24 protein-coding genes and 3 riboswitches are annotated in these 23,280 nt (G+C 49.0%); of the genes, 14 read left to right on the top strand and 10 right to left on the bottom strand.

Translation table 11 applies throughout. The features are described from left to right. Position 1: 1 nt before the first annotated feature. The 3 genes from B3W37_RS12450 to B3W37_RS12440 all read right to left on the bottom strand — a co-directional run bounded on the left by B3W37_RS12450 (position 2) and on the right by B3W37_RS12440 (position 3,434). Positions 2 to 1,066, bottom strand: coding sequence for a FecCD family ABC transporter permease (locus B3W37_RS12450; RefSeq protein WP_481038361.1), 1,065 nt, complete (start codon positions 1,064 to 1,066; stop codon positions 2 to 4). Between the two features lie 69 nt (positions 1,067 to 1,135). Continuing rightward, the gene (locus B3W37_RS12445) at positions 1,136 to 2,215 is read right to left on the bottom strand and encodes an ABC transporter substrate-binding protein (RefSeq protein ID WP_483168619.1); all 1,080 of its coding nucleotides are present in this window, start codon (positions 2,213 to 2,215) and stop codon (positions 1,136 to 1,138) included. A gap of 78 nt (positions 2,216 to 2,293) precedes the next feature. Continuing rightward, a riboswitch (molybdenum cofactor riboswitch) is annotated at positions 2,294 to 2,412 on the bottom strand. A gap of 185 nt (positions 2,413 to 2,597) precedes the next feature. After that, the gene (locus tag B3W37_RS12440) at positions 2,598 to 3,434 is read right to left on the bottom strand and encodes a class I SAM-dependent methyltransferase (protein ID WP_483168618.1); all 837 of its coding nucleotides are present in this window, start codon (positions 3,432 to 3,434) and stop codon (positions 2,598 to 2,600) included. 174 nt (positions 3,435 to 3,608) lie between these two features. On the opposite strand from B3W37_RS12440, the gene B3W37_RS12435 reads away from it, so the two are divergent. After that, positions 3,609 to 4,523 (top strand): ketopantoate reductase family protein, encoded by a 915-nt coding sequence (locus B3W37_RS12435; RefSeq protein ID WP_483168617.1) that lies wholly within the window; start codon positions 3,609 to 3,611, stop codon positions 4,521 to 4,523. Positions 4,524 to 4,636: 113 nt separating this feature from the next. On the opposite strand, the gene B3W37_RS12430 is transcribed toward B3W37_RS12435, so the two are convergent. Further along, a complete protein-coding gene (locus B3W37_RS12430; protein ID WP_481038365.1) occupies positions 4,637 to 4,795 on the bottom strand; it encodes a Spo0E family sporulation regulatory protein-aspartic acid phosphatase in 159 nt (52 codons plus the stop codon). 693 nt (positions 4,796 to 5,488) lie between these two features. Beyond that, complete coding sequence (locus B3W37_RS12425; RefSeq protein ID WP_481038366.1) at positions 5,489 to 5,641, bottom strand: Spo0E family sporulation regulatory protein-aspartic acid phosphatase; 153 nt, start codon at positions 5,639 to 5,641, stop codon at positions 5,489 to 5,491. Between the two features lie 264 nt (positions 5,642 to 5,905). Here B3W37_RS12425 and B3W37_RS12420 point away from each other — a divergent pair, with 264 nt between their 5' ends. Beyond that, the gene (locus B3W37_RS12420) at positions 5,906 to 6,277 is read left to right on the top strand and encodes a YmaF family protein (RefSeq protein WP_483168702.1); all 372 of its coding nucleotides are present in this window, start codon (positions 5,906 to 5,908) and stop codon (positions 6,275 to 6,277) included. Positions 6,278 to 6,546: 269 nt separating this feature from the next. After that, positions 6,547 to 7,656, top strand: a complete 1,110-nt coding sequence (locus tag B3W37_RS12415; RefSeq protein ID WP_483176009.1) for a 4Fe-4S dicluster domain-containing protein — start codon at positions 6,547 to 6,549, stop codon at positions 7,654 to 7,656. Positions 7,657 to 7,801: 145 nt separating this feature from the next. On the opposite strand, the gene B3W37_RS12410 is transcribed toward B3W37_RS12415, so the two are convergent. Both B3W37_RS12410 and B3W37_RS12405 read right to left on the bottom strand, forming a co-directional pair. After that, complete coding sequence (locus tag B3W37_RS12410; RefSeq protein ID WP_483176008.1) at positions 7,802 to 8,467, bottom strand: NAD(P)/FAD-dependent oxidoreductase; 666 nt, start codon at positions 8,465 to 8,467, stop codon at positions 7,802 to 7,804. Between the two features lie 561 nt (positions 8,468 to 9,028). Beyond that, entirely contained in the window at positions 9,029 to 9,487 is a 459-nt protein-coding gene (locus B3W37_RS12405) for a hypothetical protein (RefSeq protein ID WP_483168612.1), read from the bottom strand. Positions 9,488 to 9,781: 294 nt separating this feature from the next. Next, positions 9,782 to 9,883: riboswitch (TPP riboswitch) on the top strand. Positions 9,884 to 10,029: 146 nt separating this feature from the next. Here B3W37_RS12405 and thiM point away from each other — a divergent pair. From thiM to B3W37_RS12390, 3 genes are read left to right on the top strand one after another with little or no spacing between them, the layout of a single operon-like run. Continuing rightward, positions 10,030 to 10,851, top strand: a complete 822-nt coding sequence (gene thiM / locus B3W37_RS12400; protein ID WP_483168701.1) for a hydroxyethylthiazole kinase — start codon at positions 10,030 to 10,032, stop codon at positions 10,849 to 10,851. Next, the gene (gene thiE / locus B3W37_RS12395; RefSeq protein WP_483176006.1) at positions 10,838 to 11,479 is read left to right on the top strand and encodes a thiamine phosphate synthase; all 642 of its coding nucleotides are present in this window, start codon (positions 10,838 to 10,840) and stop codon (positions 11,477 to 11,479) included. Before thiM ends, thiE begins: the two co-directional genes overlap by 14 nt. After that, positions 11,479 to 12,126: an HAD family hydrolase gene (locus B3W37_RS12390; RefSeq protein ID WP_483168609.1), complete on the top strand. Its 648-nt coding sequence runs from the start codon at positions 11,479 to 11,481 to the stop codon at positions 12,124 to 12,126. The genes thiE and B3W37_RS12390 overlap by 1 nt, the downstream gene beginning before the upstream one ends. A gap of 13 nt (positions 12,127 to 12,139) precedes the next feature. Here the strand turns inward: B3W37_RS12390 and nhaA are convergent, their stop codons facing one another. Further along, complete coding sequence (gene nhaA / locus B3W37_RS12385) at positions 12,140 to 13,432, bottom strand: Na+/H+ antiporter NhaA (protein ID WP_483168700.1); 1,293 nt, start codon at positions 13,430 to 13,432, stop codon at positions 12,140 to 12,142. A 547-nt stretch (positions 13,433 to 13,979) separates the two neighbouring features. Here nhaA and B3W37_RS12380 point away from each other — a divergent pair. The 8 genes from B3W37_RS12380 to B3W37_RS12345 all read left to right on the top strand — a co-directional run bounded on the left by B3W37_RS12380 (position 13,980) and on the right by B3W37_RS12345 (position 21,444). Then, entirely contained in the window at positions 13,980 to 14,978 is a 999-nt protein-coding gene (locus B3W37_RS12380) for a 4Fe-4S dicluster domain-containing protein (RefSeq protein ID WP_483176005.1), read from the top strand. Beyond that, positions 14,968 to 15,714 carry a formate dehydrogenase subunit gamma gene (locus tag B3W37_RS12375; protein ID WP_483168606.1) on the top strand — a complete coding sequence of 249 codons (747 nt, stop codon included), beginning with the start codon at positions 14,968 to 14,970 and terminating at the stop codon, positions 15,712 to 15,714. The genes B3W37_RS12380 and B3W37_RS12375 overlap by 11 nt, the downstream gene beginning before the upstream one ends. A 14-nt stretch (positions 15,715 to 15,728) precedes the next feature. Further along, a riboswitch (cobalamin riboswitch) is annotated at positions 15,729 to 15,900 on the top strand. A gap of 77 nt (positions 15,901 to 15,977) precedes the next feature. Then, the gene (locus B3W37_RS12370; protein WP_483176003.1) at positions 15,978 to 17,033 is read left to right on the top strand and encodes an alcohol dehydrogenase catalytic domain-containing protein; all 1,056 of its coding nucleotides are present in this window, start codon (positions 15,978 to 15,980) and stop codon (positions 17,031 to 17,033) included. Between the two features lie 6 nt (positions 17,034 to 17,039). Continuing rightward, positions 17,040 to 18,143, top strand: a complete 1,104-nt coding sequence (trpD, locus tag B3W37_RS12365; protein ID WP_483168604.1) for an anthranilate phosphoribosyltransferase — start codon at positions 17,040 to 17,042, stop codon at positions 18,141 to 18,143. Positions 18,144 to 18,183: 40 nt separating this feature from the next. Next, positions 18,184 to 18,417 carry a hypothetical protein gene (locus B3W37_RS12360; protein ID WP_483176001.1) on the top strand — a complete coding sequence of 78 codons (234 nt, stop codon included), beginning with the start codon at positions 18,184 to 18,186 and terminating at the stop codon, positions 18,415 to 18,417. Between the two features lie 395 nt (positions 18,418 to 18,812). Beyond that, positions 18,813 to 19,964: a DEAD/DEAH box helicase gene (locus B3W37_RS12355; protein WP_483168602.1), complete on the top strand. Its 1,152-nt coding sequence runs from the start codon at positions 18,813 to 18,815 to the stop codon at positions 19,962 to 19,964. Between the two features lie 200 nt (positions 19,965 to 20,164). Further along, entirely contained in the window at positions 20,165 to 20,773 is a 609-nt protein-coding gene (locus B3W37_RS12350; protein WP_483175999.1) for a 50S ribosomal protein L25, read from the top strand. Positions 20,774 to 20,880: 107 nt separating this feature from the next. Beyond that, positions 20,881 to 21,444: a methyltransferase family protein gene (locus tag B3W37_RS12345; protein WP_483168599.1), complete on the top strand. Its 564-nt coding sequence runs from the start codon at positions 20,881 to 20,883 to the stop codon at positions 21,442 to 21,444. A 236-nt stretch (positions 21,445 to 21,680) separates the two neighbouring features. Here the strand turns inward: B3W37_RS12345 and B3W37_RS12340 are convergent, their stop codons facing one another. Continuing rightward, positions 21,681 to 22,376, bottom strand: a complete 696-nt coding sequence (locus B3W37_RS12340) for a DUF4489 domain-containing protein (RefSeq protein WP_483168598.1) — start codon at positions 22,374 to 22,376, stop codon at positions 21,681 to 21,683. Positions 22,377 to 22,608: 232 nt separating this feature from the next. After that, a complete protein-coding gene (locus B3W37_RS12335) occupies positions 22,609 to 23,118 on the bottom strand; it encodes a lecithin retinol acyltransferase family protein (RefSeq protein ID WP_483175997.1) in 510 nt (169 codons plus the stop codon). Positions 23,119 to 23,280 lie beyond the last annotated feature (162 nt).

Raw genomic sequence — 23,280 nt, 5'->3', positions numbered from 1 at the left:
ATTAAATCGCCCCCCGTTGTTTGATCAGTATCCAGGCGAAAAAAGGGGCGCCGATAAATCCGGTGAGAATGCCCAGGGGCAGTTCTCCTCCGGTCAGGGTTCGGGCAACAGTGTCGATGAGTATCAGAAAGCCCGCGCTCATGAGGGTGGCAGTAGGCAGCAGCCGGACATTGTCACTGCCCACTATCATACGGGCTATATGGGGCATTATCAGTCCGATCCACCCCACCGTGCCACTCAAGCATACCGCGCAGGCAGTCAACAAGGTGGAACAAGTAATGGCCACTCCGCGTTCAAAACGCAGATTCACCCCAAGAGTTCGGGCTTGTTCCTCGCCCAGGGAGAGGATATTGATACGCCAGCGCATGGCCAGTAAAACCAGGCCGGTAAGAATCATTATGGGGGCGGTGGCAAACAAGTTCTCATAGGTAACCTTGGCGATGCTCCCCAATTGCCAGTAAACCATGTCCGCCAACTCGGTCTCAGTGTCGGCAATGTATTTCATCAGGCCTAACAAGGCCATCATAAACCCGCTGATGATGACACCCGACAGAACCAGGGCGATGGTCGATTTACTGCGCATCAAGGTAGGGATAGCCAGGGCCATGCTGACCGCTGTGATACCGCCGCAGAAAGCGAACAGCTGAATCTCGGTATTGCCTAAGCCCAGCAAAATGGCTGCGGCGGCGCCCACACAGGCCCCGGATGAGACCCCCAGTATATCCGGGGATACCAGAGGATTTTCAAACATGCCCTGGTAGGTGGCTCCGGAAAGAGCCAAGGCCCCACCCACCAGAATTGCTGCCAATATTCGGGGCAGGCGCAGATTCATGACCACGTTGTGCATGGTCTGAGTCCAGGTTGGGTCCACGGGGAATACATAGGATCCTAAAATGCGGACTACCTGCTCATAGCTGACATAATAGCGACCCAGACAAAGCGCCGCTATAGACAGGATAAAGACCGCCAGACACAGCAGGAGCAGCACTCCGGCGAGAGGCCGCTGATGGCGGGGTGTTTTGCTTTCAATCACACTGGTGCTATTCATGACATAATCCTTTTGCATCAATCTGCAAGGCGGCAGAGCCGCCGCCCTGCCACCTAAGTGCTTTATGGAGATCGGGATAGGGTTTTGCTATAGCCCGGTGGGTGAATTCTTGCCTGCCAGAATGGCATCGGCATATTCACTGGAAAGATCGTAGCTTAGAAAGTTCTTGTAGAAATCTATGGTCATCTGCTTCATATCCACACCGTCAAACTTGTCGGGATACAGGGTCTTAGCCATCCACACTACCTGTAGAGCCGATTCGGACCCGAAGCGATCCCACTGGAAAGTACCCTGAGGAACTCGATAGACATGCTTTGCCTTGATGGCCTTCAAATCTGCCAGGTTGGAATCTTCCATCAGGGCTTTATAAGCGCTGGCCTGGTTCAGGCCGCCTATCACGATATAATCAGGATCTAGCTTGAGCAGCTGCTCAGGGGTGATCTCTTTGTTCATACCCTGAAATAGTTCAGCAGTTGCAAGCTTCCCACCGCCCATGTTGATCCACTCTTCCTGCATGGTTCCCGATCCGCCGGTAGAATAAGCTGTCTTGCCGGCCTGCCCGTCAAGATAATAAACCGTTGGTTTATCTTCAGCTCTGACATCGGCCAGGCGATCCTGGACAAGTTTGATATTGCCATCCAGGTAGCTTACATAAGCCTGAGCCCGGGTGACCGCATTTCCGCCGAGTGCTTCACCGGTCTTCAGAACCGATTCCTTAAGAGCCTGGTAATTATTGAACATCATGTACATAGTTGTCAGACCCGCATTGCGGAAAGCCTCAGCGTCATTAGCGTTGGCGGTGATTACCAGGTCCGGCTTCAAGGCCAGCAGTTCTTCGGCGTTTACCGTGGAACCGCTGCCAAAGCCCGGTTTCTCTTTGATAGCAGGATTTACGTACTGCATCCAGGTAAAGCTCTCAGTCTTGAGAATATTGAAATAGGCAGGCTGTTTGGCTGTTGCGCCAAGAGTTATCATGATCTGGTTGCTGGAAGGCCAGCAGTTGGCTACGGTATTGACCTCGGCGGGCAGTTTCACTTCAACCCCGGCCATATCCACTATTGAGCGCTGGGGAGCGGTTGAGGCGGGTTGAGGCGCCTTGCCGCAGCCTGCGGCCATCGTCATCACAGCGATGACTAACATCATAGAAACGAACCATTTTCTCCTCATTTATGTACCCCCAATCGAAATTATATTTCATCAAAAAGATAGGCATGCGCCATAAGAACACATGCCTATCTTATTGATAAACGGTTATAATGGCCTTCTTCTCAAACACGGAAAGCTTGCCGATTTCCCAACAAACTCATCGGTTTTGGCCCATGGGCTCAGCCTTTAGGAACCAAAACTCGAAGTCCCAGATATTCTATTCGATTGGTACCCGCATTGCATAATTTGTCAGAAGTATAAGCTAATCACTCTGGATAACTAAATAACTAACAAAATTCTACCATATTCTCGCCAAGTTAACATGAGAAACCTAAATGTAGGAATTTCATGTATTTCCCGGGCTGCTGAAATGCGTAATGCGAATAATTCCGGCCTGGGCCGACTAAACATTCAGGGGTTTAGGCTCCCACCACATTATATAAGTTTTGGTTTCGATGCGGAAAGTGCAGCTGCCGTCAGGATTATCAAGCAGCCATTTATCGACATTGCTGCGGAAAATGTGCTCGTTCTCGGGCGGAAATTCGCATAATACCCTGAGATCATCGTAGGCTTCGAGCCGCGACCCATAACTGCCAGTAAAACCATCTGTGACTACCTTTAGTGATGGATCGATACCCAGGTCGTAGAGGATATTGAAGGTGAGGTTATAACCCAGCATGCGGTTCATGGGGGGCAGTGGCTTCACCTCTTCAGATGCTCCGATAAACAAGCTGTCCCGAGCATGTTTGAGGCTGGGGCTTTGAGCGAAACTCAGTACGAATACATATTTCCTGGCTGCCCCATTTAGCTTGACGAGATCGTGTAAACCCGCTGATCGGGAGGCGATAACCACATCATGCTGTTCCAGATTGTCCCCGATAATAGCATCATCCCAGTTAAGCAAGCGGGTATACAAATTGTCCACTCCGGCCAGCCGGGCGTTGCCTTCGCATACTTCCAGCATCTGTGGAGCGACATCCAGCGCTGTAACCCGGGCGACTTTCTGGGCTACCGGGATTGCCAACCTTCCCGGACCGCATCCTATATCGAGAACCGTGTCTTCGGGTTCCAGAATAAAAGTCTCCACCTGGCTTTTGGTATATTCCTTCTCCAACTGAACCATCTTGTTGTACATGACTGCGGTCTGGCCCCACATTTTTGCGGGGTCGCTGTTCATTCGTTCATATGCCGGACCGAAGCTTAGCTTCTGCAGTGCTTCCCAGTTAACAAGTCCCTTCATAATAAATCCCGCTCCCTTATTTTTAAAAACTAACTTCTACAAAAAATTACATAATTCCTTTTGAACAAAAGGAAGCAACGGAGACGACACTTTTGCTTCATCTCTTGCCCCTAGCGGATTAATGTAGTTAATTGGTATCATTAAAGGAAATTTGACGACACTGCGGAGGACAATATGAAATATCTTGTAATCGGAGCCGGAGGTACGGGCGGAAGCATTGGGGCCTTCATGACCGAAGCGGGCAAAGATGTCGCCGTCATTGACAGGGGGCAGCACCTGGAGGCTATTCGGGAACACGGTCTGAAAATGGAGACCACCCGCAAAGGGAATTACACAGTCTATCCCATGAAAGCCAGTGACATGCATCATTACCGGGAGCAGCCCGATGTGATATTCATCTGTGTGAAAGGTTATTCGCTGCTGGATACCATCCCTTTTATAAATAGGGTCGCCCACCGAGATACGGTAGTGATCCCCTTGCTTAATATTTATGGCACCGGCGGGAGGCTGCAGGCCATGCTGCCGGAAATCCTGGTGACGGATGGATGCATTTATATAGCCGCTGAGATCAAAAGGCCGGGCGCCATCCTGCAGGCCGGCGACATTTTCCGGGTGGTATACGGAGTGAGAAACTCCGATGAGTACCGGCCGGCGCTTGAAGATGTGGCTAGAGATCTGGAGGAAAGCGGCCTCACCGCCCTGATATCGGATAACATCCAAAGGGACGCCCTGCAGAAATTCTCTTATGTATCCCCGATGGCGGCTTGCGGAGCCTATTATGATATCGATGCCGGAGAAATGCAGAAGGAGGGGCGGGTCAGGGATGCCTTTATCACCTTGATGCGGGAAATCGATACCCTGGCCGAGGCCATGGGCATTCACTTCAGCGTGGACATCGTTAAGACCAATCTGCAGATTCTTGATAATCTGTCACCCAAGGCCTCTACTTCGATGCAGAGGGATTTAAAGCAGGGTAAGGATTCGGAAATAGACGGGCTGATATTTGAAGTGGTGCGTATGGGCCGGCAATATGGGGTGCCGGTTACCACTTATGCCATGATCGCCCGCAGTTTCGGATTCAAAGACTAGTTAAGCAACAAAGACATCTTTGTGAATAAATGTCTATGAGGCCGGAGGCACGGGACGGCGACAATTGGGGACGGTCCTTTTTGCCACCGTCCCCAGTTGTCAACCCTGGCTATTTACTCTTTTCTCTCTTCCGGGTGAACTCGATAATACTGGATGATAAGGTCGTCTAGCTGCTTGCTCAACCTGATAACGTCGGGATGCTTTAATCCTTTCTCTTCCCCCAGTTTAGTCAGCTTTAAGCGTAAGTCTTCTATTTTTGTAATGATATCCATGATCAATTCCCCTTTGTACCATAAGCAAATTGTCCGACTAACAATACGCAGCAGGTTAGAACCCCTTGCAGGATCGGACAATATATCCAGTTTGATACCAATACGCTATGGATTTTATTTAAATGGATCTCCGACCTTCGGAAGGATATAGCATTTAAGCCCGGCAGACTAAACACTAAAATAGTCGGCAGGATCTCAAGGTTATTTTGAGTTACTCATTGAACTCAATATTTACCGGGGTTTTAAAGATAAGCCTTGATTTGTCGATGTGCCATATAATGCGATAATTACTTCTTCCCAATAAACGTTAAAAGTGTCTTCGTACTAGTAATTCAATAAAACCAATGTTGTCGGCATGTTATGGACAAATTCCATTGAGCGCTTCCTTAAATTCAGCATAGCATTTTTCCCGGCTTTTCAATTCTAACTTACCGCTGTCCACATATCAATATATCTTATATTTATTAAATATTGCGTCAATTTCCAAGATTTGTATCTGAGTTGTGGCGTTTTCGACAATAGAACCTGCTTAATCGCAAAAGCAAGCCTTTACAATGGGTATTCACTGCAAATCTTAGCTTCCTGCTATTTCCAGTATTCAGCAAAAAAGACTTATTTCCTGCAATGGTATTTGCTTTTTTCTTCCGGTCACTCCCATATATGAAAATATATGGGATATCAAAGGAGCCGCCGTCAGACAGGCCGGAAGTTGTCCCGATAATATTCGGTAATAAGTACATCTAATCGTTCACTAAGTTCACTGACGAAGGGATCTTGCAGTCCTTTCTCCACAACCAGCCTATCAAGTTTACAACGCAGATCTTCAATTCGTTGCGCCAGATCCATAACTGTCTCCTCCTAATCAAACTGGATTGATTTTTATATCGCGTAACATATAGTAAAAATTTAGCAATCCGCCTGTCATTATTTCGACAAACGCAGGTGATAGGGGAAGCGCTTTAAAAAATGAGATGAAAAAGAACTCTGAATTCTTTGATCAAGTCATTTCCAGTAATCTATAATGCGATCGCTTTGCCCTGTGTAACACCCAGGAATAATTATCCATATGATATACCAATTAATTGGAAGGAGGTATCTCATTTGCCAAAAATTAAAATCCATGCCGCCAAGAATGATTGTATACCGGATCATTGTGAGCGGGAATGCGAAGCAATTCAGACTCATGTTCACGAATTCGCTGGAAGCACTACATTAGAGGGTGCTATTCTCCATAACCACAGGTTCGCGGGCGTTACCAGTGAAGCGATTCCGTACAGAAAAAGCCATGTCCACGCCATTCTGGTCAACACTGATTTCTTCTTCAATCATTACCATGAAATCGGGATAAGAACGGGTCCGGCAATTTATATCGATCACGATAAGCATATTCACTTTGTAGAGGGTGAAACTACCACCAACTTCGGCCATGACCACGATTTCCAGTTTACCACATTCATTGAAGATCCTCTGTTAGTTGATTAGATTAGCTCCCCCAAACCGCCCATCATTAGATAATAAGGATGGGCGTAATTTTTGGGGCTAAAGGCTAGTAGGGAGGCAAGCGCGACAAAAGAGAGTAAAGCATGGGAAGGCGTAAGTGGGATGCTTTCCAACCCCATTTACTCAGTCTCGTATCCATGCCTTTCCCGGAGACCTGCGTCCGTCACCTTCCCCCGCTCCCGTCGCTGGTACAAGAAAAATTCGGTTTTGTGTTACTATTATTGAGTACGAACTGTATAGGAGGTTATTTTATGGGGCACATAATTCACTCCAAAGACGAGGTCTATCGTGCTTTGGCGGTACGCCTCAATAAAAATCCGGTGGGAGCGCCGATAAACGACACCCTGATGGCAATTTTGCAGCGCCTTTATACCGAAGGCGAGGCTATGATAGGAAGCAAGTTCCCGATGATTCCGGTAAGTATCGAAAAAATCGCGGGTATTACCGGTATGGATATGGAACGATTGAAACCAATACTGGATGGCATGGCTGAACGGGGACTGGTGATGGACTTGCCCCGTAAGGATACGTTTTACTATATGCTGACACCGATGGTTGTCGGCTTTTTTGAGTATACTTTCATGCGGGCCGGCAGGGAAGCTGATATGAAGGAACTGGCCAAGCTTTTCAGCAGCTATTTTGATAATAAAGAGGTTCAGACTGAGTTCGCCGGGCGGGACACCAAATTCATGCGCACACTGGTGTATGAACACCTCATACCCATAGCGGTCGAGACTGAGGTCCTGGACTATGAGCGGGCCGGGGAGATCATCCGCCAGTCCGGCGGGGGCTCGCTCTCTATATGTCCCTGCCGCCATAAAGCACAGCATCTGGGTAGAGCCTGTGATGCGCCGCTTGAAGTATGCACTACCCTGGGCCCGGCTGCGGAGTGGATAATCAGGCGGGGTCTGGGTAAACCTGCCAGCGTAGACGATTTGCTGCGGGTGCTCGATGAAACCGAAGCCCTGGGGTTAGTCCATAACTGCGACAATGTCTTGAACAAGCCCACTTATATATGCCACTGCTGCGGATGCTGCTGCGTGGTTATGACCGGCATCAACAAACACGGACAGTATGCCACCCATCCCAGCAACTTCATTCCGGTATTCGATTCCTTAAACTGCATCGGCTGCGGTATATGCGCTGATAAATGCCTGATCGGGGCCCTCGCCATGGAGGAAGACCGGGATGGAAACGAGGTCCCGTTTGTGGATGAGAAGGTCTGCCTGGGATGCGGGGGTTGCGCAAACTTCTGCCCCAATAGCTCTGTAACCATGTCCCGCCGGTCGGTTGTGCACGTTCCACCCCGTAACGGGCGCGAAAAATTCCAACGCATCGCCCGGGAGAAAGGCAAAGCCTGATCGATACCGGCTTCAGGAGAACTATTTCATAAAGTCGACTGCTGCGCATCTCCGTCGCAGCGGACTTAGACTTCGCTTCAACTATACGATGAGATGAATGGGGAGACGCGGATGTTGCTTGGCCACCAATACCCAACCAAAAAGGCTAACTCTCCAGCTGGTTTATGAATTCCTCCAGGCCGACGCGGTCAATGTATTTGCCGATACGTTCATGTTTTTTGCCACTCTGGGAATAGACCTTGACGATCCGGTCCACTTTTTCGAGGATCTGCTCTTCATCGAGGTTATCATAGATGGTCCTGGCGATTCGTGGAGTGGCCCCGCCGTTACCGCCCACCATCAGCCTGAAGCCTTTGGGCATGCCCATCACCCCGACATCGCGGAAATGATTCTCCCCGCAGGAGTTGGCACATCCGCTTATGCCCATTTTGAACTTGCTGGGCAGCTGCATGCCGTGATATCGTTCGTCCAGCTTCAACCCCAGACCGACCGAATCCTGCTGCCCGCGCTTGCAGAAAGTGGTTCCCGGGCAGAATTTTATGCTGCGCACGCATAGACCGATAGCGTAGCTGGGCTTCATGTCCAGATCCCGCCACACCTCATCCAGGTCTTCTTCTTTCAGGCCTACAATAGCCAGGCGCTGAGCCGAGGTCAGCTTTAAGGCCTGGGCATGGTATTTTTCCGCTACATCGGCTATTCTTCTCAAAACCTCCGGGGTCACCAACCCGCCGGGCATGTGAGGAACCACCGCGAAGGTTTCTTTGTCCCTCTGCAAGACGGCGCCTTTATCAAGTAAATCGGTTGCGGCCATTTCATTAAACCTCCTTGAAGCATTTAAGCTCTTTAGACTATTATCATCTGATCGATTAAAATCATGCATGCTTCGAACAGGATGGTACCAAAGGCCTCAAGTGGACGCTTGCCGCATTTCCGGGTAGCTGACAGCCAGTGGAGGGTGATACGGAATGCCGTTCGACTGACGGGAGTTAAGCGGAATCATCGGATAAGATTAATGGGGGTGAGTAACTGTTCCGCCTGTCCTTACGAAAAAACCTCCTCGGAGGAGGAATCTTTCTTATCAGATAACTTAATGCGAAACAGACCGGCCGCGCTATCATAGTCACCAGGAGCATCTTCAGCAATGGATAGATTGAAAACCCCCGCAATGCTAGGGAAATCGCTGTCAACAGCGGGGCATGAAATACATAAACCGAAGGCGTTCTGGGAAAGAAAACCGGGCAGGCTGGCTAAAAATCCGCCGCGGCAGGAGATGATTCCGGGTGAATAATAAGCGAGTTGCCGATCCGATTGCCCCCAGAGGGGCAGATGAACCGGCAACCATGAACCCCGCTTTAGATTCCATAGTCTGCCCTTAAAAATTCCTTTGTGACCGGCCTATCGGTGTGTTATCGCGAATAATGAACAGGAAAACGGGTAAAAGGGCCAATAGAATAGACAGCACGGTATAGAGAATCGCCTGGGATGTATAGATTTCAAATAATTTGTAAACAAACAATGCCGCAAAGACCAATAATGCAACACTTATAAGAACCCCTAATACCGGAATCCCGGCTAAGATTCCGCCGCCCACAAATATGACCGGACACCACAAACCCAAATTATCCAGGTGATAACCGAATACATCCATTTCCTCCACTAATAAACCCATAATGTACAGGTCGGCAATTGGAATCCAGGCTAACCAGGGATTTTCAATACCCCGGTTAGCAGCCAGGGTTTGTAGTCCAATCGATTTTAAAACATAGAAGACCACCCCGATTCCGGCAAAAAACATGGTGGTGATTCCCGCCACTGCCAGGGCTGTACTCATACTAAAACAACTCCTTTATTTTCAATTTTTTATGAAGTAATCGCACCAAGCCACATATTCGACATGATGCCTGGTCTCTCCTGTTAAATTGAGGAAAAAATCAGGGGTTAACTTCCTGAATAATTTGTTCTGCCGTTAAATTATGCACTTTCCCAAGACCTTGGTGGTCAGGAATAGTCCATAATTATTATATTTTAATAGAGTGTAAGGGGTGATGGTTGATAAATCCCCTTTAGGCTTAAAAGAGAAAAGGATATTGACATAATTCGCTTAACACGTTTATCCTTAATGAAACTGAATATGTTCGGGAGCTTGTGAACAGGCTGAGAGGAAACTGCAGTTTCGACCGTACCTGATTTGGATAATGCCAACGTAGGGAACACTGGAAATATTGTGGGATGTGCTATGTTACGGCACATCCCATTTCTGTGTGGATCTGAAGTGCGGTAAAAGCCCTTTTACAACCGACGAATCTGGAGGATCTGAAGTAAAAATCATCAAGAATAGAGGAGGTAATTCACATCAATAAAATACTGAACGACATTGCCGAAGCATTGGCCAGAGTGCGTGAAACCACCCCCCTGGTGCACAATATCACCAATTATGTAACCGTCAACGATTGCGCCAACATCCTCCTGGCCTGCGGCGGGTCTCCCATTATGGCCGATGATATCGAAGAAGTTGAAGATATTACCTCAATTTGCCAGGCTCTGGTGATCAACATCGGCACCTTAAATCAAAGAACCATCGCGTCCATGATCAAGGCCGGCAAAAAGGCCAATCAACTCGGACACCCGGTGATCCTGGACCCGGTCGGCGCCGGTGCTTCCCATCTCAGGACCGGCTCGGTTTTTAAGCTGTTGCAGGAGGTTCGATTTGATGTGGTCCGCGGCAATGTATCGGAAATCATGACGGTTAACTCGGGAGCCGGCAGCACCAAAGGGGTTGATGCCAGCGCAGACGACCGGGCTCTTCATCAAAACACCGGCCGGGCTATTGACCTGGGCAGGCAATTGAGCCGGAAAGTCGGGGCGATTACCGTGACTACCGGGGCGGTGGATATAGTAGCGGACCCTGCAAATGCATTTGTGATAAGAAACGGTCATCCTTTCCTGGGAAAGGTATCAGGTACAGGATGCATGCTGAGTGCCATGATCGGCGCGTTTTGCGGGGCCAATTTGGACCGACGGCTGGAGGCGACGGCAGCGGCGGTTTGCATGATGGGAATAGCCGGGGAATTGGCTTATGAAAAGACAGAGAAATATCAGGGTGGTACGGCAGCCTTTAAAATCCACCTGATCGATGCCATGAGCCAGATTGATGAGAATATATTGAAGGCGAGGACCAGAATTGAAAGTAGATAGAGCATGTATGCTGTTATACGCCGTGACTGACCAGAGTTGGCTGGGAAGCAAGACTGTTGCCGAGGTGGTCGAAGAGGCTGTTGCCGCCGGAGCTACCTTTGTTCAGCTCCGGGAAAAGGAGGCATCTGATCGGACATTCATGGAGGCCGCCCGGGCTGTGAAGGCTGTAACTGACAGGTACCAAGTGCCCCTGGTGATAAACGACAATGTGGCCGTCGCCATGGCGGTAGATGCGGACGGGGTGCATGTGGGGCAGGAAGACATGCCGGTGGCGGCGGTGCGCGGGCTTATCGGACCCGACAAGATTCTGGGGGTATCGGCGCAAAATGCTGCCCAGGCTGTGGCTGCCCAGAATGACGGCGCTGATTATATTGGGGTCGGAGCTGTTTTCGCCAGTCCGGTCAAGCCGGATGCCGGTATAGTTGCACGGGAGGAACTCACCAGAATCTGTCAGGCGGTATCTATACCGGTGGTGGCTATCGGCGGCATCACAGCGCAAAACATTCTGGAATTGAAGGGCGCCGGCATAGACGGCGTGGCGGTGGTTTCCGCCATATTTGCCCGGCCTGATATCGGAGAAGCAACAGCTCAGTTGTTAACCCTGGCCCGTGAAATGGTGGGTAATTAATGAGATACGCCATCTTTGATCTTGACGGAACCCTGCTGGATTCCATGGGCATTTGGGAAAGCCTGGATGCCAAATTTCTCAAACGTTATGGGCAGACTCCCACCCCGGAGATGCACCGGCGCATAAAAACCCTGACTGTCAGAGAAGCCGCACAACTGTTCAAAATGAAATATGATCTTCTGCCGACGGTTGACGAGATAAGCTCTGAAATCAATCAGTTATGCACAGAAGAATACCTTAATCATGTGCAATTAAAACCCCGAGCCCGCGAGTTTCTGGAATATTTGCATAACAAGGCGGTCAAAATGTGCATCGCCACCGCCGGTCCGCGAACCAACACCGAGCAGGTTCTGCTTAGAATGGGAATAATCGAATATTTTGATTTTATTTTAACCGGAGATGATATGAAGACCGGCAAGGACGATCCCGAAATCTTCCTGCGCTGTGCAGCAGGTTTCGGGGCGCCGCCCGGTGAGATCACGGTATTCGAGGACGCGCTTCACGCCGTTAAGAGCGCCAAAAAAGCAGGTTTCAGGGTGATAGGGGTATTTGATCCCTCAGCAGACCAAGAATGGGTCGAAATAGTTGAAACCTGTGATGATTACATCAAGGATTTCCGGGAAGCCATAGTGATATTAAACATTTAGGGGCGGGGCCAAGTCATTTTGCCCGGCGAATCGCATTGAACAAGAAAAAGACAGCCATGCCCAGGAAAGCAGACAGGATGGATCCAATGATTATCGCCAGTTTGGCCTGATGTATCAACAGCGGATCAGAAAAAGCGAGATTAGTAATAAACAAGGACATAGTAAACCCTATACCAGCCAGACATGACATGGCCCATATCTGCATCCACATAATCCCGGAAGGCAGTTGAGCTATACCGAACCTGACGGATAACCAGGACAAGAGAGTAATTCCTATCGGCTTTCCAATAACCAGACCCGCGGCAATTCCCCAGAACACCGGACTCATCGAACTGATAGTGCCATTTCCTTGACCCAGGTTCACCCCTGCATTGGCCAGGGCAAAGACTGGCAGCACAAGATAATTCACGAATGGATAAAGTTTATCCTCAAGTTTTTGCAAGGGGGAATCCAGATTGTCAACCGATACCTTTAGTTTTTTCATCATTTTCCGTTGAGTTTCATCTGTACACATGAGATGGAAATCTCCATTAGGAAAGCTATTTATGATACCTTCCGCCTCTGATATAAACTGTGTTTGATTATGGCGAGCCCGTGCCGGAATAGTAAATGCCAGCAATACACCGGCTATAGTAGCGTGAATGCCGGAAAGAAAGAAAGTCACCCATAGTGCGATACCCAGAAGAGCGTAAGGATACGTTTTCCTTACGCCTTTAAAATTTAAGAAAGCCGATACTGACAGAATAATAAAGCCAAAACCCAGATTTACCAGACTTATCTGCTCAGTGTAAAACAACGCAATTACCAGGATGGCCCCCATATCATCAAAGATCGCCAGAGCCATCAGGAATACTTTTAAAGCCAGGGGGATTGATGAACCCAGAGCTGTTAAACAAGCCAGTGAGAAGGCAATATCAGTTGCCATGGGAATACCCCAGCCCGCGTGACCAGGGCCTCCCTGGGTCAAGAGCAGGTAGATCAAGGCTGGAAATACCATGCCTCCCACAGCAGCGATGGCCGGCAAAATAGCATTTTCAATGCTCGATAATTCTCCCACCAAAAGCTCTCGCTTGATTTCCAGCCCAATAACAAAAAAGAAATAGGCCATTAGCGCATCATTGATCCAATGGCCTAAACTATTGCTAATTCCATATCTCCCAATGCTGACGGTGATGAGAGTATCCCATAGGGCATAGTAGCTGTCGGAATAACTGGAGTTAGCCCAGATAAAGGCAATGATAGTCGCTGAAAACAGCAGTAAAATGCTTCTCATCCTATCGTCAAGAAATTTGGATAATGGCCGCATCATTTGCGTTAGGAACAGACCGTTATTGTCCCTCATAATCTCTCCTTCGTTAAGATAATCTTGGGTATATAATTCCCGGATAATGCGGTAATTCGCTGCTGAGTTCTGAGCTGGCAACCTTTGACCTTATTCATATACTCAGTAAATCCTTTCAACGTGGATTCACAGTTCCCCTATTATTCCTAACCTCTGTATATAACACCAATGAGGTTGATAAATCTACAATAAAAAAAGCGGCCAGCCCTGTTACAGGCTACCCACCCCAGTAACCGTTTCTCATAGAAAAACACCCTATCTTGCGGTTGCAAAACTTAGGTATTTTATCCCCGCACTCCAAGTTTTCACCAGAAGCACTTTGACCGTCATTAATATTATTGCTTTTGATTTATAGTAGCAAAAAAATGAGTCTGATGGAACATTATAGGCCAAAAATTTGATCCCCGTGCCTGCCCGCTAAAAACAATATCCCCTATTGCCAAAATACCTTGGGATAAATAAAATATATATATACTATACCCTGTATGGGTACATAAAACGGAGGAAGGTTATGACTATGACTCGCAGATCATTTTTAAAAAGGGCCACAATATCCGGGATTGCGGCGGCCAGCATCATGACCGGTGCAGGCAAAGTTCTGGCCGGGACCGGATCAACTGGGAACTACGCTATTCTGCATGATTTGAATAAATGTGATGGTTGTGTGCATCAGGATACCCCCAAGTGTGTTCTGGCATGCCGGGTTAAAAATGAACTCAATTTTCCTCAGCCACAGCAGCCTATTAAAAATTATTGGCCACAGCCCAAACATGAGGACTGGTCTGGAAAAAGGCATGTCACCGACCGCCTCACCCCCTACAACTGGACCTATGTCCAGCATCTGGAGGTGGAACACCAGGGGAAAAAGATCGAGGTTCATGTTCCCCGCAAGTGTATGCATTGTGACAATCCGCCCTGTTCAACTTTATGTCCTTTTGGTGTTAATGATAAGACCGCCGAAGGTCCAGTGGTGATCAACCCCAAGGGGTGTTTTGGAGGGGCTAAATGCAGGGACGTTTGCCCCTGGCATATCCCTCAGCGCCAGGGCGGGGTAGGGCTGTATTTGGAAGTAGTCCCGGATTTGGCTGGAGGAGGAGTTATGTATAAATGTGACATGTGCCATGATCTGATCAAGCAGGGACAGCAACCGGCCTGCGTAAGCGCCTGTCCCAGGAATGCTATTATGTTTGGCCCTCAGTATGAGCTGCATGAGTATGCACAGAACTGGGCCCGCCAGAATCAAGGCTATGTGTACGGAGATGAGGAGAACGGTGGAACAGCTAATTTCTATATTTCCATGATACCTTTTGAAGTTATCAATCTTGCCATTATCGACCAGGATCTGGACGGCACGACTGGCAGAGTCGATATGGCGGTAAATATTGAAAACCCACTTGACGAGCCTGGTAATATCTTGAGCGGTTTATTAATGGCTCCTGTTGCCGGGGTATTGGCAGCAGGAATAAGTACTTACCAGATTATGAAAGGGGGCAATGACGTTGAAGATTAAGCGCCACAATACAGCTATACGCTTTACTCATTGGGTTACCGCGATGTCTATTTTTGTCCTGTTGTTTACCGGCTTTGGACAAATGCCCGTTTACAAAAGATATTATGTGGACCAACTACCGGGGCTGGCCTGGTCGAGCAATTTTCTGGCTACATTGTATCTGCATTATCTGGCAGCTATGGCATTAATATTTATAAGTGCCTATTATGTGACCTATTTAATTGTCAGTAAAAGATGGGACATCATACCCCGCAGGGGTGATTTTAAGGAGTCCATGCAGATATTTGCTTCCATGCTGGGGTTGGCCGAGGAACCGGAAAATGACAAATATCTGGCAGAACAACGCCTGGCCTTCGCGGTGACTGCTTTCTCGGTAATGGCCTTGATTGTAACCGGAATACTGAAGGTATATAAAAACCTGCCCGGGATGGAATTTTCAGTGGGTACGGTATTCTGGCTGGCGCAGATTCATAATCTGTTTACCGTGATATTGCTGCTTTCGGTTATTGTTCACCTGGCAGCGTTTCTCATCAAGGCTAACCGGCCCCTGGTAGCAAGTATGTTCACAGGCTATATCGATAGGGAGTACGTAATACATCGCCATGCTGCGTGGTGGGATAAACTGAATAAAGAGCACCGTGAAGCCGGCCTCACGTCTCCACCCGTACACCCTGAAGCAGTTCTCATAGCGGAGCAGGGAAAATCTTGCCTTGACAAAACCGGGAATTCATCCTAGTATAAACAAAAAAATAGGCCATGAGAGTTGCAGGTGCCCGACAGGGAGAATAGGGAACCGGGTGCAAATCCCGGGCGGGCCCGCCACTGTAATGCTGAGCCGATGCCGCAGCCACTCCGGTAAGGGGGAAGGGGCATGCCGGTGAAGAAGCTGAGTCAGGAGACCTGCCTGTAGCTTAAGGTTGAAGCCGAAAGGCAAAAACCTGGTACGGAATTGGAGAGTCCATACCTTTTTGAGGTATGGGTTTTTTATTTTTTATGGGGGTGAATGAAATCAAAGCAGCGGTTTTGGAGACCATCGGCAGCATCCGTATTGAAGACCGTCCCGAACCTCAATGCCAGGAGGGGGATGTCATTTTAAAAACCGAGGTGTGCGGCTTGTGCCGTACTGATATGAAAGCCTACACCATCGGACAGCGGGATCTGCGGCTTCCCCGAGTGCTCGGGCACGAGATAACCGCCACCGTGGTTGAGGCCTGCAGTCAGACTGAATTCCGCCCCGGGGACCGGGTGCAGGTTTCACCCGGTGTGCCCTGCGGAAACTGCCATTTTTGCCGGCAAGGTCTGGACCACCTGTGCGACCGGGTGGAAATCATGGGATTCCACCGTGACGGAGGCTTTCAGGAGTATCTGCACATACCTGCTGCGGCGGCCCAGAGGGGCATTCTCAATCACATCCCGGCGGGATTGTCATTTGAAGAAGCCTGTATGTCAGAGCCTCTGGCCTGTGCCATTAATATGCAGGACGCTTTGCATGTCGGTCATGGTGATGCAGTCCTGATTTGGGGGGGCGGTCCCCTGGGAATATTAAACGCCCGGCTGGCCAGGAGCCGGGGGGCTGAAGAGATCTTCATAGTGGAGAGCCATCCTGATAGAATGATGCGTCTGCAGGATTTGGAAAATAGATGCCACTTACTGGCTGATCTTGAAGGGCTCAGAAAGGCGCTCACGGTCATTACAGATCACGGCCAGGCTGATGTCGTCATACCTTGTTGTCCCGATCCCAATGCCTTCAGAAGCTCCCTGCAGGTATGCTCCAAGCGGGGGCGGATTGGATTCTTCAGCGGGATGTCACAGCAGCCGGGCTTCACCAATGATGAATGGAACCTGCTTCACTACCTGGAACTAACCGTTATCGGCGCATATGGATGCTCCATACGTAATAACCGCTCCGCCATGCAGTTGATGGAAAGAGGGGATGTGGTGGTCAAAGACCTGATTTCCAGGCGTATCGGACTGGATGAACTGCAAGAAGGGTTGGATTTGATAGCTGCGGGGAAGGAAATGAAAATAGCGATGGATATGAAAAAAGGGAGGTAATGTGAGATGTCATTATGCGCACAGGAATTTGGCCGGACTATTGCTGATTTGATCAACCAGGTTGATCTGCCGCGGGACCGTTCCAAGACAGTATTCAGTGAAGTTCTGCTGGATCGTCAGTCGGCCATGCATCAGGGCGCATTTTTGAGCGCCCTGGCCGCCAAAGGTGAGACCGCTGAAGAGATTGCCGGGATCTGGGAGGCTATATATGAACATGACACCTGCAAGGTTGCCCTGGATAACCATGCTGATGTGGTGGAAAACTGCGGCACCGGGATGGATAGCCTGAAAACGTTTAACATCAGTACTGCCGCATCTATCATTGCGGCAGCTGCGGGAGTGGTGATGGCCAAGCACGGCAGCCGCGCCATTACCTCCAGCTGCGGAACCATCGACCTTTTAGAAGCATTGGGCGTTGATGTTGAAGGTCCCCCGGAACTGGTGAAACACAGCATTGAAACGGCTGGTATCGGTATCTTTAATGGTATGAGCCCGCATATTCATCAAAGCCTGGGCAGAATTTTATCCCAGATTTCGTTCGGAACAGTTCTGAACATTGCGGCCTCCCTGGCCAACCCGGCCCTGCCCCGCTATGCCGTCCGCGGCGTCTACGACCGGGGATTGCTGACCCCGGTAGCCAGGGTGATGAACGAAATAGGATACCGGCGCGCCCTGGTGGTACACGGGCTGGACGCCGGCGGCGAACAGGGCATGGATGAGGCTTCCACCCTGGGAGAGACCCTGGTGGCAGAATTGTATCCCGACGGCTCAATTCGCGAGTTTTCTTTTTACCCGCAGGATTACGGAATTAAACAGGCCAGTCTGGAGGATCTCAGGCCCCATATCGACAGGGAACAGGAGGTCCTGCAATTCCTGCGGGTGATTGCGGGGCTGGAAAACGGCCCCCGCACCGATATTGCCTGCCTGAATGCCGCACTGGTCATCTATGTTACCAGACCGGAGTCATCTCTGGCCGACTGCCTGCAGGCTGCCAGGGAAATGATTAACAAGGGCCTGGCCCTGCAAAAGCTTAGAGCATGGGTGTCAGCACAAAACCAACGCCCGGAACGGGGCATTATCAGGCTTAACCAGCTTTTGGAGAAGATGTAAAAGACATTCCCGACGATTTGTCACCCCGGAGAGGAGGAGCATGGTGATTAAAATGCTGGCGATTAAAACCGGAGCGGGATACTACAAAGAGGGCGATCCGTACATGATGGTGGATTTGCCCCGGGCATCAGTCTACCCGCCGGAAAAGGCGGAATACGTGCAAGGCATTATGACGGGCTTAAAGCAGCAAGGGGTGGCAAGCCGACTGGTCGAGATGCATATAAGCCTTACCGAATGGGAGGACATATCCGCCTGGCGCAGCAGCCAGATTTGAGCTGTCAGGCTCCGGGGTAAAGCAAAGCCGTAACAAATACAGATGCCAATATTACTGAATATTTAAGCACCTGGGCCCGGCAATAGTGTCCCTGGGGACAGAATCAGTCAAAACCGGTTTTGCCGTGATTTTGATTTCTTTCCGATAGTATGCTATCATGGCTGAGTAAGATTGTTTTTTCAACTGCTTATATTAGTATAAGGCAATATGGGCTTACAGAGCGGGAAACTCAATTTATTATGAGTTGTCCGCTCTTTTTACATTAATACGGTGAAACCATATTTACTAGGTTGCATTTGCAGATGAATTAACAAAAGGTTGTGCCGCAGCCAACGGGGTGAGGGCATAGCCTGCATTTAAATAAGTGGCAAGCCCACATGTAAGGAGAAAAAAATTTGAATTTCGAAGAACTAAACCTGATTACGCCAATCCTGAAGGCTTTGAAGCTGACCGGATATGCCATGCCCACTCCGATACAGGAGCAGGCCATACCGGTGGTCCTTGCAGGCCGGGATTTGGTAGGATGCGCCCAGACTGGCACCGGAAAAACCGCGGCCTTCGCGATCCCTTTATTGCAGACCATCTATAAAGGGAAGTCCAACCTGAGAGAACTTCGGGCCATAAAAGCTTTAATCTTAACTCCAACTCGTGAACTGGCGGTGCAGATAGGCGAAAGCCTAGCTGCCTACGGGAGATATACCGGGCTGAAGCACGCGGTTATTTTTGGCGGGGTGTCGCAAGCTCCGCAAACCAATCAGTTGAGGGCGGGTGTGGATATTTTGGTGGCTACTCCCGGCCGGCTGCTGGATCTGATGAACCAGCGGCATATCCGTTTGGACCGGGTCGAGATGTTTGTGCTCGATGAGGCCGACCGCATGCTCGACATGGGGTTTGCTCACGATATGAAAAAGATTATCGCCCGGCTGCCGGTTAAGAGGCAAACTCTATTGTTTTCCGCAACCATGCCCCCGGAAATTGCCAGGCTGGCAGATGATATTTTGAAACAACCGGTCAGGGTTGCAGTGAGCCCGGTTTCATCGACAGTGGACACTATCGAACAAGCTGTCTATTTTGTGGATCAAAAGGATAAGACCTTGGCGCTGATTCAGTTGTTAAATAGCGACTCCATCGATTCTGCCCTGGTGTTTACCCGGACCAAGCATGGAGCTGACAAGGTGGCCAAAGCCCTGGCCAACGCAGGGATTCCTGCCCAGGCCATCCATGGCAACAAATCACAGCAAGCCAGACAGCTGGCCTTGAACAATTTCAAGGTCAAACGCACCAGAGTGCTGATTGCAACCGATATCGCCTCCAGGGGCATCGATGTGCCGGAGCTGTCCCATGTCATAAACTTCGACCTGCCCAATGTGCCTGAAACCTATGTGCACCGGATTGGAAGAACCGGCCGGGCCGGTCTGGGAGGAACGGCGGTATCATTCTGTGACCGCGAGGAAAGGAAATACCTGCGGGATATACAGGCCTTGATATCCCGAAAATTACCTGTCATCCGAGAATTGCCCCGTGCAGTGAGCCTGGCTGCCAGATAATTGTATATTGCCTGGGCTATTCAAGAGCCCGAAATCAGCGGCTGCCCAATGAGAGCCTGAGTCCCGGGAAGATCGGGAAAACAGCCTCCATTGGGGAGCATCTTCATAAGAAAGCCCGGGTCAAGCTATAAAAGCTATAAGAATGGCAACAATATATTGTAATAAATTCAATGGCACAACCTGCCAAAAGGAGTACTTTTATGGAAGAGACTATTTTAAAGGCGAGTGAAAGAAGCAAACAACGCGGCAAGTTCAGGGAAAAGGGCTTTGTGGCCGGGGTTATTTATGGCGAAGGTGTGCAGGCGAGTAATCCGGTCAAATTCGACAGAGCGGCCTTGCAGCAAGTTCTTAAGCGCCATGGCTCCAATGCCAGAGTGACGATTCTGTTTAACGACAATAAGACACTGGGCTTTATCAAAGAAGTGCAGCGGGATGCGATTTCGCAGCAGATTACCCATATCGATGTGCAGCTGGTTTCCAAAGATCAGGAGGTCAAACTATCCGTTCCTATTGTTTTCAGAAATGTGGAAGATCTGGCAGACAGACAACTGCAGCTTCAGGTCTACAAATACGAGGTTCCTGTTACGGGAAGAATGGATTTGATGCCTGACGCCATACAAATCGATGTGGCACCTATGAATTTAGGCGATTCAATCACTGTAGACGACTTCAACCTGGATCCGCAGATAAAAGTAAGCGAAAAAGAAGATGCCGTCTATGCAGTGATCAATAATCTGCCGGTTGAAGAGAGCGCAGAAGCCGAAGAAACCCCAGAGATCAATGAGAATGCCGAACCCGCAGCCGAATAAGGCGCAATTGGGGACGTGACAAATTTGGGACCGTCCCCAAGGGGGTTATTTCGGTGTATATTGGGTAGCAGGGAAGACATAATCACACTTTCGAAGGAGCAGTCTTGATGCAGGGTTATTTTGCAGTTGGGACTATACTTTTGCTTATTACTCTGGTGATCTCGCGGGCTATTCTGATGCGAAAACTGGGCATCAAAGCCATGAGGTTTGGCGAGATGGATAAAACCGATTTCCTCATTCCTCCATTTGCTTTGCTGTTCTTCTATCTCATCTTTGCCAGCGCTCTGAACTGGCCGAAATTCGGCGCTGAACTGTTTTATAATGATATGGCGGCTTGGATCGGCGTGGCCTTGTGTATACTGGGCCTGGCCTTTTTCTTTTTAAGCCTGACTTCTTTTGGCAAAAGCTTTCGGGTGGGTATCGATGAAGATCAGCCCGGCGCTCTGATAACAACTGGCGCCTTCGCTGTCAGCCGCAACCCCATTTATACCGCTTTCGGGTTCATACTCCTGGGTATATTTTTGATTTTCCCCAATTGGGTGGTATTATTGTACCTCCTGGCGGGTCTGTGGCTCATGAATCGCCAGGTTCTTCGCGAGGAGGAATCATTGCAAAAGATCTACGGTGAACAATACCTGCGATACTGCCAAAAAGTCCGCAGGTATCTTTGATACAGCGAATTGAATCCGATGGGGTACTTTATAAGCAAATAAAGCCGGAGACAACCTTGATACGGGCGACCTTCGTCCCTGGAAGGCATGGCATACCTGGATATTTCTCGTGCTCGCCGACCTTCCATTAAGCTGATTACCTGAGGGCCAAAGAAATCTTCAATGGCCCACATTAAATTTTGTTCGCTTTTTGGAAGGCATTTCAAAATCGTTCCGGCCTATTCCCGAATTTTGGTCTATTTCTTCCGTTTTTTACCAACAGCCAGAGCGGAGAGCGAAATATTGGTGACGGTAGCAAATGCAATATTAAAGCATTCCTGGCTGACAAGTTCAACAACATAATGGCAGCATTCCGGGCAGGTTTCACAAGCGCAGAAGCTGAAAGCGAAGGAATCTGACTGCTGTACGAATTCGTTTTCATTCTGGTTTGTTACAAAATCTTCGTTAGACTGTCTCTCGAAGGTCCAGGTGCCGAGAGGAACATGACTGCCGCAGCAGACCCTGCTCAGCTTGAACACTAAACGCAGCAGAAAGTTGTCGTCGTCGGTGGTTCTGAAACTAATAAGTGAAAAGAAGTCCAATTTGACAGTGGGGTCGATCAAATCGCTGGTGTCAAGAGAAACTGTCGCCTGAACAACCCCATAGCTGCTGTTGTTGATACCGGATGAAGCCGCCCCATTAACCAAAATGCCGTTACAGGATATCGGACCGGAGCCCACACTGGTGCCGCACTTTAAGATCGTCTCAGTTTCAAAATCGGGTTTATTTTTGTCTTTATCCTTCTTAAAATCCTGGTTATCGTCCTTTTTGGGAAAAGGGCAATAGTTGTCTTGCTCCTCATAATAATCTTTCTTGGGATAAGGGGAATAATCATAATCCTCTTCCCTGCGATTATCACGCCTGTAGGAATCTCTCTGATAACGGGTTTTCATATAATAACCTCCTATATCTTTAAATAATCTGCCAAGCCATTTATAAATAAACGGCTGCTTAGATTTACTCTAGTTTATTCTCTAATACCATAATTTGGTTACTGTGCCGGATGCGGGAAATGCGAATTATCAATCATTTGTGAATGCGGGGAGTTCAACTGTGTGGCCCGGGGTCAACAAAAAGGAACTCCCGTATTATCGGGAGTTCCGTAATATAGAAATTAGCTTTATGCTAGTTTATGGAAAGAACTGCCGGCACGTTGGGCAATAAGCCCAATAAGCATTTTACTTTGGAGGTTTCTGTAATTCCGGTCTTGCACCAGACCACAAAATGTTCGCAATTGCTGATGGAAGGACTGTATTCGCGCTCCCCAACCTTGCTTAATGCCCGCTGTGCAGTCTGACGGGGCGAGTAGATTCGATAATAGGGGCTTTGCCGGATTAATTCCAACAGCTTTAGCCTGTCGATAAGGAGGGTTAAGCTTCGAAACGGGGCCGCCAATACGTCGATGGGTTCATTTTCATTAGTCTCAGGAAAAATGCAGATAAAATAGCCGGTTTTGCCATGCAGGAATCTATCCAGGGTGGTTTCCCGGATATAGTGGTACTTCTCAAATTCGTCAATATACGGGGCATAATGCACCACGCTATGGTCATTGATGTAAACCCCATAGTGTTTGGTGGGACCGCGGTAAACGCCAATAATATCGCCGAAACTTGCCGATACAACCTCATCAGCCATGTGATCTCCCCCTAAACTGATGTTGAGCGTTGTATTTAAAGTCTACGATGCCGATCCTCAGATTATACTCGTCGACATAATATGAAAACTACGACCTCTGGCATTATTCCTCCGATTCATTAAATCAGTATCACCCCGCTTTGCTAATCTTTATATAATTAT

The organism is Syntrophomonas sp. UBA5494 (assembly GCF_002426325.1).
The sequence above is the reverse complement of the archived record's forward strand: the minus strand, read 5'-3'. Positions and strand labels throughout refer to the sequence as shown.

Coding starts and splice junctions, on each gene's coding strand:
- trpD (WP_483168604.1), top strand. CDS start 17,040: ATGTCATTATGCGCACAGGAATTTGGCCGGACTATTGCTGATTTGATC.
- B3W37_RS12390 (WP_483168609.1), top strand. CDS start 11,479: ATGAGATACGCCATCTTTGATCTTGACGGAACCCTGCTGGATTCCATG.
- B3W37_RS12360 (WP_483176001.1), top strand. CDS start 18,184: ATGGTGATTAAAATGCTGGCGATTAAAACCGGAGCGGGATACTACAAA.
- B3W37_RS12450 (WP_481038361.1), bottom strand. CDS start 1,066: ATGCAAAAGGATTATGTCATGAATAGCACCAGTGTGATTGAAAGCAAA.
- B3W37_RS12445 (WP_483168619.1), bottom strand. CDS start 2,215: ATGAGGAGAAAATGGTTCGTTTCTATGATGTTAGTCATCGCTGTGATG.
- B3W37_RS12345 (WP_483168599.1), top strand. CDS start 20,881: ATGCAGGGTTATTTTGCAGTTGGGACTATACTTTTGCTTATTACTCTG.
- nhaA (WP_483168700.1), bottom strand. CDS start 13,432: ATGCGGCCATTATCCAAATTTCTTGACGATAGGATGAGAAGCATTTTA.
- B3W37_RS12340 (WP_483168598.1), bottom strand. CDS start 22,376: ATGAAAACCCGTTATCAGAGAGATTCCTACAGGCGTGATAATCGCAGG.
- B3W37_RS12430 (WP_481038365.1), bottom strand. CDS start 4,795: ATGGATATCATTACAAAAATAGAAGACTTACGCTTAAAGCTGACTAAA.
- B3W37_RS12380 (WP_483176005.1), top strand. CDS start 13,980: ATGACTATGACTCGCAGATCATTTTTAAAAAGGGCCACAATATCCGGG.
- B3W37_RS12435 (WP_483168617.1), top strand. CDS start 3,609: ATGAAATATCTTGTAATCGGAGCCGGAGGTACGGGCGGAAGCATTGGG.
- B3W37_RS12425 (WP_481038366.1), bottom strand. CDS start 5,641: ATGGATCTGGCGCAACGAATTGAAGATCTGCGTTGTAAACTTGATAGG.
- B3W37_RS12335 (WP_483175997.1), bottom strand. CDS start 23,118: ATGGCTGATGAGGTTGTATCGGCAAGTTTCGGCGATATTATTGGCGTT.
- B3W37_RS12415 (WP_483176009.1), top strand. CDS start 6,547: ATGGGGCACATAATTCACTCCAAAGACGAGGTCTATCGTGCTTTGGCG.
- B3W37_RS12405 (WP_483168612.1), bottom strand. CDS start 9,487: ATGAGTACAGCCCTGGCAGTGGCGGGAATCACCACCATGTTTTTTGCC.
- B3W37_RS12350 (WP_483175999.1), top strand. CDS start 20,165: ATGGAAGAGACTATTTTAAAGGCGAGTGAAAGAAGCAAACAACGCGGC.
- B3W37_RS12410 (WP_483176008.1), bottom strand. CDS start 8,467: ATGGCCGCAACCGATTTACTTGATAAAGGCGCCGTCTTGCAGAGGGAC.
- B3W37_RS12440 (WP_483168618.1), bottom strand. CDS start 3,434: ATGAAGGGACTTGTTAACTGGGAAGCACTGCAGAAGCTAAGCTTCGGT.